At 58.1% G+C, this 14662-nt stretch carries 13 protein-coding genes and 1 tRNA gene; 9 read left to right on the forward strand and 5 right to left on the reverse strand.

The window, feature by feature from the left end; genetic code table 11:
* Positions 1 to 6 precede the first annotated feature (6 nt).
* Together PF049_00530 and PF049_00535 are read left to right on the forward strand one after the other, a co-directional pair.
* On the forward strand, positions 7 to 267 hold the full coding sequence (locus tag PF049_00530; GenBank protein ID WBY16689.1) for a hypothetical protein: 261 nt from the start codon (positions 7 to 9) through the stop codon (positions 265 to 267).
* Positions 264 to 1418: a cupin domain-containing protein gene (locus tag PF049_00535; protein ID WBY16690.1), complete on the forward strand. Its 1155-nt coding sequence runs from the start codon at positions 264 to 266 to the stop codon at positions 1416 to 1418. The genes PF049_00530 and PF049_00535 overlap by 4 nt, the downstream gene beginning before the upstream one ends.
* Here PF049_00535 and PF049_00540 read toward each other — a convergent pair whose 3' ends face one another.
* Positions 1419 to 1970 carry a pseudouridine synthase gene (locus PF049_00540; protein WBY16691.1) on the reverse strand — a complete coding sequence of 184 codons (552 nt, stop codon included), beginning with the start codon at positions 1968 to 1970 and terminating at the stop codon, positions 1419 to 1421.
* Positions 1971 to 2332: 362 nt separating this feature from the next.
* On the opposite strand from PF049_00540, the gene PF049_00545 reads away from it, so the two are divergent.
* From PF049_00545 to PF049_00560, 4 genes are all read left to right on the forward strand, one after another.
* The gene (locus PF049_00545; GenBank protein WBY16692.1) at positions 2333 to 3529 is read left to right on the forward strand and encodes an acyl-CoA dehydrogenase family protein; all 1197 of its coding nucleotides are present in this window, start codon (positions 2333 to 2335) and stop codon (positions 3527 to 3529) included.
* Between the two features lie 37 nt (positions 3530 to 3566).
* Positions 3567 to 4703 (forward strand): acyl-CoA dehydrogenase, encoded by a 1137-nt coding sequence (locus tag PF049_00550; protein ID WBY16693.1) that lies wholly within the window; start codon positions 3567 to 3569, stop codon positions 4701 to 4703.
* 206 nt (positions 4704 to 4909) lie between these two features.
* A tRNA-Leu gene (locus PF049_00555) sits at positions 4910 to 4996 on the forward strand.
* Positions 4997 to 5172: 176 nt separating this feature from the next.
* Positions 5173 to 6375 carry a tyrosine-type recombinase/integrase gene (locus PF049_00560; protein WBY16694.1) on the forward strand — a complete coding sequence of 401 codons (1203 nt, stop codon included), beginning with the start codon at positions 5173 to 5175 and terminating at the stop codon, positions 6373 to 6375.
* Positions 6376 to 6495: 120 nt separating this feature from the next.
* On the opposite strand, the gene PF049_00565 is transcribed toward PF049_00560, so the two are convergent.
* The 4 genes from PF049_00565 to PF049_00580 all read right to left on the reverse strand — a co-directional run bounded on the left by PF049_00565 (position 6496) and on the right by PF049_00580 (position 11195).
* Positions 6496 to 7632, reverse strand: a complete 1137-nt coding sequence (locus PF049_00565; protein WBY16695.1) for a hypothetical protein — start codon at positions 7630 to 7632, stop codon at positions 6496 to 6498.
* Positions 7616 to 8662: an adenylosuccinate synthetase gene (locus PF049_00570; GenBank protein WBY16696.1), complete on the reverse strand. Its 1047-nt coding sequence runs from the start codon at positions 8660 to 8662 to the stop codon at positions 7616 to 7618. Before PF049_00570 ends, PF049_00565 begins: the two co-directional genes overlap by 17 nt.
* Complete coding sequence (locus PF049_00575) at positions 8662 to 10449, reverse strand: ribonuclease H-like domain-containing protein (GenBank protein WBY16697.1); 1788 nt, start codon at positions 10447 to 10449, stop codon at positions 8662 to 8664. The genes PF049_00570 and PF049_00575 overlap by 1 nt, the downstream gene beginning before the upstream one ends.
* Before the next feature lie 365 nt (positions 10450 to 10814).
* Positions 10815 to 11195 carry a hypothetical protein gene (locus PF049_00580; protein WBY16698.1) on the reverse strand — a complete coding sequence of 127 codons (381 nt, stop codon included), beginning with the start codon at positions 11193 to 11195 and terminating at the stop codon, positions 10815 to 10817.
* Between the two features lie 538 nt (positions 11196 to 11733).
* Here PF049_00580 and PF049_00585 point away from each other — a divergent pair.
* From PF049_00585 to PF049_00595, 3 genes are read left to right on the forward strand one after another with little or no spacing between them, the layout of a single operon-like run.
* The gene (locus PF049_00585; protein ID WBY16699.1) at positions 11734 to 12537 is read left to right on the forward strand and encodes a helix-turn-helix domain-containing protein; all 804 of its coding nucleotides are present in this window, start codon (positions 11734 to 11736) and stop codon (positions 12535 to 12537) included.
* Entirely contained in the window at positions 12488 to 14029 is a 1542-nt protein-coding gene (locus tag PF049_00590) for a GNAT family N-acetyltransferase (GenBank protein ID WBY16700.1), read from the forward strand. Before PF049_00585 ends, PF049_00590 begins: the two co-directional genes overlap by 50 nt.
* Positions 14026 to 14571, forward strand: a complete 546-nt coding sequence (locus PF049_00595) for an AAA family ATPase (protein ID WBY16701.1) — start codon at positions 14026 to 14028, stop codon at positions 14569 to 14571. The genes PF049_00590 and PF049_00595 overlap by 4 nt, the downstream gene beginning before the upstream one ends.
* The last annotated feature ends 91 nt before the right edge of the window (positions 14572 to 14662 follow it).

The raw sequence follows: 14662 nt of genomic DNA on the forward strand, positions 1-14662 counted from the left end.
CCGCTCATGGACATGGAAAACCTGCTGCTGCGCCATTTCGGCACGACCGACCTCGCCCAGGTCAAGGTCGATGCCATCCCCGCCGCGACCGACCGGATGCTGGTCGATCTGGGCATGGAGAAAGACCGCGCCAATCGCTTCGCCCTGTGGAGCCTGCTTTACATGCTGGACGCCGCGCCCGACCTCGACGTCGCATTCGAGGACGAGGCCGACCGCGAAGCTGCGCGCAATTTCATGGACATCGCCATCGCTGCGGGCGGCACGTGAACCTGCCTGCCATCACCCTTGCGGATTTCGATCCGCAGGCTTTCCTGCGCGACACCTGGCAGAAGAAACCGCTGCTGGTGCGCGGCGCCTTTGCCGACTGGTCTAACCCGGTCGAACCGGACGAACTGGCCGGTCTCGCCTGCGAAAGCGGGATCGAATCGCGACTGGTACACGGGGCCGAGGGCGCTCTTTCGGTCGAGCACGGCCCGCTGGCGGCGGAGCGGTTCGATGCGCTCGGCACGTCGCCATGGACCCTGCTGGTGCAGGCGGTCGATCACCACGTGCCGGAAGTCGCAGGGCTGCTGGATGCGTTTCGCTTCGTGCCGAACTGGCGCATCGACGATGTCATGGTCAGCTACGCCACCGATGGCGGCGGGGTCGGCGCGCATTACGACCAGTACGACGTGTTCCTGATCCAGGGTCTCGGACGCAGGCGCTGGGAACTGGGCGATATGTGCAACGACGAAACGCCGCTCTTGCCGCATGAGGACCTGCGCCTGCTGGCACAGTTTATCGCGCGGCAGGACTTCGTTCTGGAACCGGGCGACATGCTTTACGTGCCCCCCGGCCTTGCGCACCGCGGGACCGCCATCGGACATGACTGCTTGACCTATTCGGTCGGCTTTCGCGCGCCGTCGCAGGGCGAATTGGTGGAAGGCTGGACGGACGCGGTGCTGGACACCCTGGCAGAGGACGATCGCTATGCCGATCCCGACCTGACGCTGCAGGACAATCCCGGCGAGATCACGAAAGCCGCGCTTGGCCGCCTCCATGCCGCCGCAATCGAGAAGCTGAACGACCGGCAGGCCTTCGCCCTCTGGTTCGGCCGGCTGGCGACCGCGCCGAAGAACGGCCTGATCGACTGGCGGCCGGAAGAAAGGGCAGACGCCCGGCAGGTCGCTGCGCTGCTGGCCGGTGGTGCAGCAATCCTGCGCAACCCCGCCAGCCGCTTCGCCTTCATCCGCACGGGCGAGGACGAGGTGCACCTTTACGTCGATGGCGAAGGCGTCCGGTGCACGGGCCTCGCATCCCGCTTCGCCGCCGAACTGTGCGCTTCGCCGCGCGTCGAGATTGTGCAGGCGAATGCCGAAATGACGCAGCTTCTCGTCACGCTCTGCAATCGCGGCTGCGTGGCTTTCGAGGAAGTCTGACTAGCCGGCGCTTCGCTCGGTCCAGCGCCCCGGCTCCACCCCGGCAATCGTCCAGTCGCCGATCGACCACCGCACCAGCCTCAGCGTGGGATGGCCGACCGCCGCCGTCATGCGCCGCACCTGCCGGTTGCGCCCTTCGCGCAGGGTCAGGCGGATCCAGCTGTCGGGTATGGACTTGCGGACCCTGATCGGCGGATCGCGCGGCCATAACTCGGGGTCGGCAATCCGCTCCGCACCGGCGGGACGGGTCATGCCGTCCTTCAGCCGAACGCCTTTTCGTAAAGCCGCCAGCGCCGCCTCGTCCGGCTCCCCCTCCACCTGAACGAGATAGGTCTTGGGCAGTTTGAACCTGGGATCGGCAATGCGCGCCTGCAGTTTCCCGTCATCGGTCAGCAGCAGCAGTCCCTCGCTGTCCCGGTCCAGCCGTCCCGCCGGATAGACACCCGGCACATCGACGAAATCCGACAGGGTCTGCCGCGTGGTCGGGCTTCCCCGGTCGGTGAATTGCGACAGCACGCCGTGCGGCTTGTTGAACAGGATGAGGCGGGTCATGGCCGTCAGGCCTTCGGGCAAGCCGCGCCTGAGTCAAGCTTCGCGAAAGCGCTTCGGCTTCCATGCATCCGGGCCCATTGGCGGCTGGCGCAGAGCGCCCCGGCCGAAACCCCGCAAAAAAATTTCACCGCACGCTCCGACTTCCAACTGTCTCATTCGGCCGGACCGGTCGCTCCCCCGCTTTTCGCAGAAGGCGTAACGGCAACCGCATGCTTGGCGCGCCGTACCGGATGCCGGGAATGGCCGAAGTCGGGCGTTTCAGCCTGCCCCTTGGGACGCGGTGACTCGCAATTCGCCCTTGTGTAGACAGGTCCACATGGCACAGACCTGTCGCAAATAGCGACGAATTGGAGAGACAGCGCATGAACCTTGAATTCACCCCAGAAGAGATCGCCTTCCGCAAGGAGGTGCGTACGTTCATCGAGGAAAACCACCCCAAGCACCTGGGTGATTTCGGCATGCGCGAGGACATGTCGCCTGAAGACATGACCGCCTGGCACAAGGTGCTGGGCGAAAAGGGCTGGTCCGTCCCCGCCTGGCCGGAACAGTATGGCGGCACCGACTGGACGCCGACCCAGCGCTATATCTGGTCGGAGGAAAACGCGCGCGCCAACACCTTCATGCCGCTGCCCTTCGGCGTCTCGATGGTCGGCCCCGTGATCTACACCTTCGGCAGTGAAGAGCAGAAGGAGAAGCACCTGCCCGGCATTCGCAGCGGCGATGTCTGGTGGTGCCAGGGCTATAGCGAACCCGGCGCAGGCTCCGACCTCGCCTCGCTCAAGACGACCGCCGTGCGCGACGGCGATCACTACGTAATCAACGGCCAGAAGACCTGGACCACGCTGGCCCAGCATGCCGACTGGGGTTTCTTCCTGTGCCGCACGGATCCCGATGCGGCCAAGCCGCAGGAAGGTATCAGCTTCATCCTGATCGACATGAAGACACCCGGTATCGAAGTGCGCCCGATCAAGCTGATCGACGGCGGCTACGAAGTCAACGAGACCTGGCTGACCGATGTCCGCGTGCCGGTCGAGAACCTTGTGGGTGAAGAGAACAAGGGCTGGACCTATGCCAAGTTCCTGCTGGCCCATGAACGCACCGGCATTGCCGGCGTCGCCCGGTCGAAGCGCGGCGTGGAGAAACTGCGCGATATCGCCCGGTCCGAACAGGTCGGCGGCGAACCGCTGATGGACGATGTCGATTTCGCCCGGAAGGTCAGCCAGCTCGAAATCGACCTGGCCGCCCTGGAAATCACCGAACTGCGCACGCTGGCCGGTGAACAGGCGGGCAAGGGTCCGGGGCCGGAAAGCTCCATCCTGAAGATCAAGGGCACCGAGATCCAGCAGCGCCTTACGGAACTGACGCTGGAGGCGGTCGGGCATTACGGCACGCCGATGTATGGCCGGATGGAAGTGCCGGGCAACAACGAATACGCCGTCGGGCCGGGTCATGCCCAGCACGTCGCGGCAGCCTATTTCAACATGCGCAAGGCATCGATCTACGGCGGTTCGAACGAGATCCAGCGCAACATCATCAGCAAGATGATCCTCGGTCTCTAAGGCCGGCAAGAGACGAAGAGACTAGAGAGGAAACACCGTGGATTTCAATTTCACCGAAGAACAGGACATGGTTCGCGACGGGCTGTCGCGGCTGGTGCGCGAGGAGTATGACTGGGAAACGCGCCGCGGCGTCGTGAACAGCGACAGCGGCTGGCGCCCCGAAATCTGGGCCCGGCTGGCCGAACTGGGCATCCTCGGCATGCCTTTTTCCGAAGAGGATGGCGGCTTTGGCGGCGGCGCGGTCGACGCGATGGTCGTGATGGAAGAACTGGGCAAGGGGCTGGTCGTCGAACCCTTCGTGCCGACCGTCGTCTGCGCAGGCGGCTTCCTGAAGCACGCCGGCACGGATGCGCAGAAGGAAGAGCATATCGGCGGCATCGTCGATGGCAGCCGCATCTTCGCCTTCGCCTATGCCGAACCGCAGGGCCGCTACGATTATGCCGACCTGCAGACAACCGCGAAGAAGGATGGCGACGGATACACGCTGAACGGTCACAAGGCCGTGGTCATCGGCGCTCCGTGGGCCAGCCACCTCGTCGTGACCGCACGCACTTCCGGCGAACAGCGCGACCATGACGGGGTGTCCGTCTTCATCGTCGACAAGTCCGCCGACGGGGTCACGACCCGCGATTACCCGACCTTCGACGGGCGCATGGCTTCTGAAGTCTATTTCGAGAACGTGTCGGTTCCGGCGGATGGCCTGCTCGGCGAAGAAGGCAAGGCCCTGCCCCTGATCGAGCGTGTCGCGGACGAAGCCATCGCCGCGTCCTGCGCAGAGGCGTGCGGCGCGATGAAGGTCGCCCACGCCATGACGGTCGACTATTCGCGCCAGCGCAAGCAGTTCGGCGTGCCGATCGGTTCGTTCCAGGTGTTGCAGCACCGCATGGTCGACATGTATACCGAATACGAACAGTCCGTCTCGCTGACCTATCTCGCGACGATGAAACTGGATGCGCCGGAGAAAGAGCGCAAGCTGGCCGTATCGGCGGCGAAGGTCCGCCTGGGCCAGGCTGCGAAATATATCGGCGAGGAAGCGATCCAGATCCATGGCGGCATGGGCGTGACCGACGAACTGGCGATTGGCGGCTATTTCAAGCGGCTGACGATCTTCAAGTCCGAATTCGGCAGCATCGACCACCACATGAAGCGCCACATCGCGCTGTCTGCGGGCTAATCATGCAGGGGCCGGTTCGATGCCGGCCCCTCTATCCGCCCGCAGTCGGAGCGCTGCAAATACGGGATATCCCGCCGGAATCGCACGGGTCGAAAAACTCTTTGCAATGAAGCGACATTGCCGTGTTGACCAAGCCCGCCCCCTGAGCTAACTGCCCGCGCCTACCCCGGCGAAACCGCACAGGATGACGGATTCGCCAGGCGAGTGCCCAGATGGCGGAATTGGTAGACGCGCATGCTTCAGGTGCATGTATCCGAGAGGGTGTGGAGGTTCGAGTCCTCTTCTGGGCACCATTTCAGCGTTCAGCGATGTCCAAACTTATTGCATAAATGGCGGAATTCTGCCACTTTTTCTCCGGTCCTAGTGATTGGAGTCCCGCTTTGTTCCACTGTGTTTTGCATCGACTGGGGGCCTCAATGGGGGCTCATTTTGGCGAAGGTGCGTTCGCGAATCTGAGTGAGGCCCCCGGATGGCTTTGACGAATCAGCAGGTTCGCGGGTTTAAGCCGAAGGACAAGCCTTACAAAAAGGGCGATGAGAGAGGCCTGTACCTCCTCGTAAAACCGAACGGCTCAAAGCTCTGGCATCTCAAGTATCGCTTCGGCGGCAGGGAAAAGAAGATGCCGATTGGCCCTTTCCCTGAAGTTGGCCTGGCACAGGCGCGTCATGAAAGGGACCGCGCGCGCCTCGCGATTGCCGATGGCATCGACCCCATGCGGGAGCGCAAGCGGGAAAAGGCGCAGATCAAACTCGGTGCAGAGAACACGTTTGCATCAGTGGCGCAAACTTACATCGAGGAGAAGATGGTGCGGGAAGGGCGGGCCGAGGCCACGCTTCGCAAGGCACGCTGGTTTCTCGATCTGCTCAAGCCTGCCGTTGGGAATATGCCGCTCAATGATGTCGATCCGCAGCTGATGCTGGCGGCGCTCAAGAAGCTGGAGGCGAAAGGCAATCTGGAAACGGCGAAGAAGTGCCGTTCGTTTGCAAGCCGGGTGTTCCGGTTTGGAGCGGCCATGGGACTTTGCGAGACCGATCCGACATCAATCCTGAAAGGCGCGCTAGTTTCGCCCAAGGCGCGACACTACGCAGCAATCCTCGAACCAGAGAAACTGGGTCAACTGTTGCGCGCGATCGATGGCTACGAATGCTATCCGGTCACGAAATTCGCTTTGCAGATCGCGCCTCACATTTTCGTCCGCCCCGGCGAACTTCGTCATGGGGAGTGGGAGGAGATCGACTGGGATAAGGCCATCTGGACCATTCCGGAAGGCAAGATGAAGGCGCGCCGAACTCATGTCGTGCCTTTGTCGCGACAGGTCCTGGAACTGCTTCGTGAGCTCAAGTCGATTTCCGGCGGGAAGGGGTACATTTTCCCTGCCTTCCACACCCGGCAACGGCCCATGAGCGAGAACACGATCAACGCGGCCTTCCGCCGCATGGGCTTCACCAAAGACGAAGTGACCGCTCACGGGCTTCGCTCGACGGCATCGACGATGCTCAATGAAAGCGGTTTGTGGCATCCGGATGCCATCGAGCGGGCGCTCGCGCATGGTGACAGCAATGCGATCCGGGGGGTCTACAACCGCGGGAACTACTGGGATGAGCGCGTCAAAATGGCTCAGTGGTGGAGTGATAATCTGGATACGCTTCGAAAAGGCGAAACAGGCCATTGATGCAGGTTTGCTTCATGGGCCACCGCTTTGCGCCCTGATCCCGGGAGTTGAAGTTCGACCACCGATTACCCGAAAGCTGACAACAGGGTGGCGGTCTTGGATCGGTAGCTGGCTGCAGCCTTAGCCAGCTGGCCGGTTGGGGTCGCGCGGATTGGGCCTGACGCGCTCCAGTTCGGCTTTCAAATCTGAAACCTGCCGGGACAGAGCATCGATTTCGGCCTGCTGCCGCTCCACCTCACCTCTCAGTGCCGGAACTGAAGCCCGCGCTTCATCGGGAGCTGTGCTGTAACGGTCTATTTCACTAACGTGCCGCTCAAGCGCACTGCGCATTGCCTCGGTGTCTGACCTAAGCGTTCCGGCTATCTCTTCATTCCGTGACGACAATCCGCTGTTAAAATTCCAAAATGCCATTGTAAGCCCCGCTAGGGCTATGGCTGCCGCGACCATTGCATAGATGTTGAGAGTGCGAAGAGACTTAGCTTCGCCCGCTGCCGTCTCCGCGTCTGCCGCCGATTTCTTCACTGAAGCGTTCGCTGCCTCAAACATTGTTGGCAATGAACTCTTGATAGGCACTTTGTGCCCTCGATACTGGTCCGCTGCTTTGTGCAGGAATTTTTCAATATCCCAATGTTCTTTCCTTGGCTCCACAGAGCTTCCTTGTGGAGCGCGGGCCGCGTCGGATTCGTCGGTGGGTAGGGTTGTCTTGGTAAACTCGATCCAGATCAAACCCTCATCGCGTGGGATTTGGTAATCTTCATCAGTCAGGTTGTGCAGCGGTATGCATAGCTTGCCCCAAAAGCCAGGGTCGATCAGCGGGCCTGTGCCAAGCAGCAGCCCCCGATGAACATGCTGAATCTGCAAGTTGAAGCGCAGCGCAATGAAATCCGGAATCCGAAAATCCAGATCGCTTTCGACAAATACGATACTGTTCCGGGGGACTGTGAGATATTCATCTTTTGACTGATCGAAGATTTGATCCGGTCGGTTTGTGTCTCGGTAGATGTATGCCCTAGTTCCAATCCGGCCTTCATATGCCGCCTTCTTAAGGCGGTCTTTCCGAAGACCTTGTGAGAAGAAAAAGGGCGCAACTATACCGGTCGCCTCAACCACTTCAGTTATGTGTGCCGAAGTGAGAAGTGTGTCGGGAATATTCAGCTGTTTTGGTTTCTTGTCCCAAGCCTCGGCAAGCTTTTTGCCTCGAGCGCGTGAGACGAGCAATTTTTCTCCGGGCGCAGCCTCGTCAGCCAGCAAACGCACTTCTGCGCTCCATCGACAAAGGTGAGAATCCAAGATGATCGATTGGCCTTCCGATTGCTCGTTCAACTTCCGTTATAAAGCCCGCTACCTTGGCGTACTCCTGATTGCCCATGTGTCCCGAACCGACATAGTCCAAATGATTAAGCACGATCGCCGTTGGATTGTTGCAAGCAATCGCGGCCTTCACCACCGAAGCATCGAAATGGCCGACGCGGCGCAGTTTCTTTGTCACTGTCGTAAATTCACGCAGGTCGGATTGCGCGTCGATGGACTCGGAAATCGCTTCCCAACTCGTCTCGCCTGGCAGCGGGCCGGAATTTCCAGCAACCCGGATCGGATATGACCGGATGACGAGCACAACATTGTCCACGTCCATTGGGCTCAGACCTGTCTCGGCCAAAGCCGCCGCCGCCGTGGTTGCGCGCGAGGTGGCTTTGGGCCAATGTCCACCATCGTATAGTGACAGGCCGAACCCTTGCGTTCCTTCGATGACAATCCGAACGCCAGCATCCAGCCAGGTTCGCATCAAGGCCGTCGTGTCGCGCAAGAATGGTTCCAAAGGTGCGCAATGCGCGGCATCGTGCCGATGGAGCGGGAAATTGGACGCCTCGCGGGCGACCTGCGCCATGATCGCCGCGCCAACGCCGCTACCGGTTGATCCAATTCCGGAAACCAACCCGGCCTCGACCTCCCAGGTCTTTTGCTCGGGAGTGATGATGTTTGCGTAGTGGCTTATGAAGATGCGTTTGCGCGGGTAATCAAGTTCATCAATCTCACGCAGCAACACATCAACGTCGACAAATGAACCGGCCGGGAAAACGACATCGACATTGCGATCAACCGCGCCCGCCGGAAGCTGGCGCAGCGCAAACTTCCTACCCGAACGGTCGTAGGCTGTATGTCCGGAATTGGGGCCGCCGACCCGAACCACCGCAATCTGCCGCTCAGTCGCCATTCTGACGAGCTCAAGGGAAACCTTGCCCTTGCCTTCCGATCCAAATTGGCCACCAACGACGATTGATACTGGCATCAGTTCCCCTCTTCCCACTGCGCCGACAGGCTCAGAAGCGACGTAGCCATATCGTCCTTGGTGCCGATGTTGAAGAGCGTTTCGTGCGCGAGGCGTCCAAGCGTGGGCACCATGCGCTCGACTTCGGAAGCGTTGGCTTCCTCAAACGCCTTGCCAGCTTCCGAATGTGACAGCTCCAACCTTGCAGCATATCGCTTTCTGCGGACCTCATCGGGCGCGGACACATGAATATGGTGAAACCTGAAGCCAAACTTTTCCTTCAGAAAGGCATGATCATCTGGGAAGCGGAGTCCGTCCACGACGATCTGACTTGCTCCTTCAACTCTTGAAACCGTACGCTCTGCCAGTTCTCTCTGCCGTCCGTCCCGATTGATCTCGATACCGACCGCCTGGCGGTTTTTGCGGTTAAGCGGCAAGCCTTGCTCCATCAGGATGTCGTCAATGACCAGGCTGAAGCGGGTGTAGGCATAGCCATGTGCTTGCAAGATTTCAGCCAAGGTTGTCTTTCCTGCTGCGATTGGTCCGCTAACGCCAATCACAAAAGGTGTGCGACTTACGTCCAGGCGTGGGATGATCAGTGGTGGTTCGTTGGCCGTACCAAGTTCCTCCGAAAGGCCGGCAAGGTGGAAAGTACCGACGAGAGCTGAAGTGATTGCATCGAGCTCGTCGTGAGTAACCTTGGTGGTTTCGTATTTGCCCCGAATGCCGAAGTTCTTCAGACCCAATTTAAGCCATTCTTCTCCAGCGCCCTTTCGCGGGATACGCATCACATCTTGAGCCGCGCCCGGGTAACTCTCGATGACGGGCAGGCCGTGCGATCTGAATACCTGTGCTAGCCTGATGCCACGTGCAGTCAGCTTCTGCATGCTTGGGAGAAGGCTAGGGTAAACGTTCACGCCGCGCCGCTTAAGTTCGCGCTCGCAAAACCGCATTATGCCGAATTCTTCGCGCGTCGGATCGTCATCGAACACTGTCTGTCGACCGAATGGCAGGCAAAGAGGGGAATCGATTGAAATTAGGTCTGGCGATGCCGCCATCGTCCGCTCAACAAGCTCTTCGTCGGTAGAAATCGTCTCGGTCTTTGCCTTGCGCCCGTCGAGTAAGCACCACCCCGTTGGCCTTGCTTCTGATCCGGTCAGGTCGATTCCGACAATTCTGGACGTCTCGGCGCGAAGGCCATCAAATAACTCGCGAAACGTTGGTGCTCGCGTCAACTCTGGAGCGGCCTTCTTCAGCCCATTTGGTAGCTTTTGTCTGTCTTTGGGGTTGGACCAATCAACGAACCTGACAGGCTGGCCGATCAGATCGGGTTCATAGCCCAGCATTGCCAAGGCATGATCCATTAGGCCTCCCATCGCAGCGATATCGGCCCGGTTATAAGCGATCAGGCGCTTGAGAGCTCCTAGTTCACCACGAAGATACTGATGCCACAACAACACTGCTGCGAACCCATCGACCCCCTCCAGATCATCTCGAAAATTGAGTCCCAATGTCGCTTCGATTGCCTTCTGGCCACCAGTTAAGCCTACTCGACGACAGAGGTACATCAGATCGATATGTGTTTCAGGAAGGCCGACTTGCGGAAACTCCTGCTTCAAAAACCGCTGATCAAACCGAATGCCGTTGAATGTGACAACCGCCATCGCCCGCTGAGCGACCTGCAACATCTCTGATGGATCTTGGCCCTTTATGAATGTGCCGGATTTGCCGCCTATGGCCCAACCTACGATTGTGATTTCATCGTAAAAATGACTCAAGCCTGTCGTTTCGATGTCAAGAAATAGCACTCGATCGGGATGTTCGTGACAGATTGCTAGCTTATCCCGAAGTTCCCTGGAGATTGGTTTGGCAGTCTGGGCTCGGGCTGTTCGACGCATGCTTGCCTTTCACCATAGATGCCCTGTGCTGTATAGGTTGGACCTAAATGCGGGCATTTTAGACCACCCGACCTGGTGCGACATTCGGAGCGCTTCCACAGCTTGGCACTCTCCTTCCCCACACCTTGACGCTTCGTAACATCTTACTGCGTCAGCGGCATTTTCGCGATCGTGCGGGAGATGGGCGCGTCGGTTGCTCTTGACCGTGATGGTGCCGGCACCGATTACGGCAAAGATAAAGAAAAGTGATGGCTGCAGTGTAACCTGGCAACAACTCAGAGCGCTTTCCTCGGCATTGGTCCGCAAGCCAAGTTCTTCTCCGAATAAAGTGGGCTTAAGCCTTGGTTGGCTACCAACCATTGCACGTATCCCTCTGTTGAAGGAGCGCCAATATTGATCGCGAATTCAACGCCAAAGATCGCCAGGATAAAGTACCATTCCCCCATCGGCGTTACTAGGAAGTCACTCTCGTGGACAATCTGAACACGTTGTCCGTTCGCGTCGAGGACGAAATCGTTGGCACCATAGATCGTTCGTATATGCACGGGCCACAAGTTTGGCGAACCTACGCGGGCGTAATTGCGGAGTGGGTCGAGCTGCTCTTCATCGCAAAGATAAGCGAGCCCTTCAGGAGCGTTAACTAATCGCTGAGCCATGAACTCAAGCGCGACCTTGGCGAGAAACCTTGCAATCACCGCGTCGGATGGCGCAGATCCAGTCAAAGGAACAATTAGTCGCCCATTCGGTCTCGCGGCTATTGCCCCAAGTGCGTCTGGCGACACCTCGACCGACGTCAAATTTTTTCGTGGCAATCTAGTTACGAGGGCCGGGATACAGGGAGTAATCAGTCCGTCTATAGATGGAACGCGACCGCGTTTGTTCTCGAGCTCTTGATGAAATCGCAGACTCTTTATCGCTGGGCTTTCGAGGAAAGGTGCCTCAACCTTTCGCGCGAAGTAGTTGTTGCAGCGATCGCAGATAACACCCCGTGGTAGCACATGAAGGGTGTTTCCGAGTGATTCCGGAATGATGTGCTCAACACTTCGAGAAGCCGATGAATCTGCTTTGCAGAACAGGCATCTTGTTTGCGGAATTGTGCCGACTGCCTCCTACATGGCTGGCAAGATCAAAAAACCATAATCAGTGGATTCCAATATCATGTCAACATGATACTAGGGGACCAATGGAGCGCCAATGACCAGAAAATCGAGAACACTTGACCCCATCAATACGCGCCCTTCAGCCGGTACCGATCACATTGGTCGGCGGTTGAGGGGTGCCCGCATGTTCGCTGGTCTAACGCAAATCGAAGTGGCCCGACGTCTAGGAGTACAGCAATCTGCGGTGTCACGCATCGAGAACGAGCCGGACATGCGTATTTCGACGATACAGCGCTACTTAGGCGTGTTGGGGGCTGGGATCGATTTGAATGCACGGTTCGACGCGTCCGCGATCGATGATCTTGGGGTGCCCCATGACGATCAGACTATAGACGGCCAATTCATTGTTCCGATTTTGGGTGACTGTTGGGCACCACAGAACCGCGAGTTCATCTTTAGCGTCAAGCCTCGTTATTCGCAGAAGATTGAGACGGGAGAGAAGACCGTCGAACTCCGCCGTCGGTTTCCAAAGTATGTTCCCGAGGGGACCATCGCCCTTATCTACTCGACTAGCCCAACGCGAGCATTGACAGGGATCGCCGAAATCGAGGGCGTGGAAGTTGGGACGCCAAGCGCGATATGGTCGGAATATGCGGAGCGCGCCTGCATCGGACGAAATGATTTCGACACATACTTCTCTGGCGCAGACTGTGCTCATGCCATTAAATTGCGTAGTGCTCGCCCGCTTCGCCGAAGTCTGGATCTTACTGAACTAAGAGAACGATTTGGTTTTGAACCCCCTCAATCCTATCGTTATGCCAAACCTGAACTTCGTGAGGCTCTGAGACATGAGTGGGGTGAGATATCTGATCGACACCAATGTATTCATCGGCCTTGAGGATTCGCGAGAAGTAGCACCGGATTTTGCTTCGTTTCGGCAGTTGGCTGCTCGTCACGGTGTCGGCGTTTTTATCCATGAAGCCGCAAAAGACGATATTGCGCGAGACAAGGATGACGCTCGACGGCGGATATCATTGAGCAAAATCGCAAAATTCCCGACCATTGCAAAGGTTAGGGGTTTGACGAACGCTGACCTGGAAGCTGAATTTGGCGGGCTTTCCCGCCCAAACGACGTAGTCGATACCACGTTACTGCATGCACTTCGGATTGGAGTTGTAGACTTTCTCGTAACTGAGGATGGGGGGCTGCATGATCGCGCACGCCGCTATGCCTCGGGCATTGCCGATCGCGTCCTTTTTGTTGCCGATGCCACGGCGCTCTTGCGCTCGACGTATGAACCGCAAGAGGTTCAGTTCCGCTACGTCGAAGAGGTCGACGCGCATACTATCCCAACCACCGATCCAATCTTCGAAAGTCTGAGAGAAGGTTATCCGCAATTCGACACTTGGTGGCGGGACAGCTGTGTTGCGAAGTTGCGCAAATGCTGGGTTGTGACCGATAACGACGGCTTAGCCGGCCTTGTCGTACGCAAAGATGAGACCGCGACCAACACCGACGCGACCTTGCCGGGCGAACGGATACTTAAGATTTGCACATTCAAGGTACGGCCTGAGCGACGCGGTCTCAAGCTGGGCGAACTGCTGCTGAAGCAAATCCTCTGGTTCGCTCAGAAGAACGGTTACGATGTCCTGTATCTCACCACGTATCCTGAACAGACTGCGCTCATCAGCTTGATTGAATACTATGGCTTTTGCCGAACCAAGGTTGCTGATGACGGCGAACTCACATTTGAGAAAGGCTTAAGCCGATTGCCGCTCGCGTGTGAGAATGGCGCAGATTTGTTCGAAGTAGCGGCACGGTCATATCCGAGGTTTTGTGCCGACTCTACGGTCGCTGCTTATGGTATCCCGATTCAGGAAGACTATCACGAGGTGCTCTTCCCAGAGCTTCGTGACGATCGTCAACAAGACCTGTTTGAATTTGGCGGCATCGGTACCGGACCGCGAAAAGCGGGAAATACAATCCGAAAAGTCTATCTCTGCCACGCGCCCGCGAACCTGAGCGAGCGCGGCGCTTTGTTGTTCTTCTACAAAGGACAGTCGGAGAGGATGCCGTCGCAGGCGATTACAACAGTCGGAATCTTCGAAAATATGGCACTGGCTCGATCAACCGACGAACTACGTCGACTTGCTGGCGGGCGATCCGTTTACAGCGAACGCCAGCTGCAGTCATGGAATGCGAGTCCCAAGAATCCGGTCAAGGTGATTAACTTTCTACTGGCAGGCCATTTGTCACCCGCTATGCAGATTGACGAGCTCCGAAGGGCCGGAGTGATTTCCAAGCAGCCACCCCAGTCGATCTTCAAGCTCGATCATACACGGCGTGCGCCCCTGTTGGCTCGGCTCGATTTGGGATTTTCGCTTCAATGAAAACTGTCGCCGTCGTTGGCCTATCGGGCGTGGGCAAGTCCACCTCGATCCGGCGAGCAGCGATGGACATTGATCTATTGCACTTGCAGGCTAGCGCGCTGATTAAACTAGAACAGGAACATCGGGCAGGATCCGCATGTTCATCAGAGGACCTTCGGCTCGGTCCTGTGCTCGATAATCAGGCTCTAATGCTGGCCGCATTCTCGCGGATGACCCATGGAGTTCGATCTCTGGTGGTGTTCGATGGGCATACGATCATAGACGGTGCAGCAGGTCCGATATTCATTCCAGCGGAGGTCTTCAATGCTCTAGGTTGTAAGAGCATGGCTTTCCTGTGGGACGAGCCAGAATTGATAGCCCAACGCCGCCAGGCTGATCATCGTCGCGATCGCCCCGCGCTAACTTCACATTTGCTTAGCCGGCATCAAAATTTGGCCGAACGTGCCGCGCGGGAAATATGCGGCGAGTTAGATATTCCTCTGAAATTGATCAAAGGGTCCGATCAGACCGCCTTTCAAGAGTTCCTCGTGGCTGCGGTGTAGTCAGACGCAATGTCATCGATTGGGTTGCATGCCGGATGGCTGCCATCTTTTTTCTGCTTCCGAAACCAGACAGTCGCCTTCCGATCCAAAA

The sequence above is a fragment of the Erythrobacteraceae bacterium WH01K genome, from assembly GCA_027941995.1.
Taxonomy (GTDB): Bacteria; Pseudomonadota; Alphaproteobacteria; order Sphingomonadales; family Sphingomonadaceae; genus CAJXSN01.

What these genes read in the sequence shown, in the direction of transcription:
- PF049_00530 (WBY16689.1), top strand. Translation starts at nt 7, where the DNA reads ATGGACATGGAAAACCTGCTGCTGCGCCATTTCGGCACGACCGACCTC.
- PF049_00540 (WBY16691.1), bottom strand. Translation starts at nt 1,970, where the DNA reads ATGACCCGCCTCATCCTGTTCAACAAGCCGCACGGCGTGCTGTCGCAA.
- PF049_00545 (WBY16692.1), top strand. Translation starts at nt 2,333, where the DNA reads ATGAACCTTGAATTCACCCCAGAAGAGATCGCCTTCCGCAAGGAGGTG.
- PF049_00560 (WBY16694.1), top strand. Translation starts at nt 5,173, where the DNA reads ATGGCTTTGACGAATCAGCAGGTTCGCGGGTTTAAGCCGAAGGACAAG.
- PF049_00570 (WBY16696.1), bottom strand. Translation starts at nt 8,662, where the DNA reads ATGCCAGTATCAATCGTCGTTGGTGGCCAATTTGGATCGGAAGGCAAG.
- PF049_00580 (WBY16698.1), bottom strand. Translation starts at nt 11,195, where the DNA reads ATGGCTCAGCGATTAGTTAACGCTCCTGAAGGGCTCGCTTATCTTTGC.
- PF049_00585 (WBY16699.1), top strand. Translation starts at nt 11,734, where the DNA reads ATGACCAGAAAATCGAGAACACTTGACCCCATCAATACGCGCCCTTCA.
- PF049_00590 (WBY16700.1), top strand. Translation starts at nt 12,488, where the DNA reads ATGAGTGGGGTGAGATATCTGATCGACACCAATGTATTCATCGGCCTT.
- PF049_00595 (WBY16701.1), top strand. Translation starts at nt 14,026, where the DNA reads ATGAAAACTGTCGCCGTCGTTGGCCTATCGGGCGTGGGCAAGTCCACC.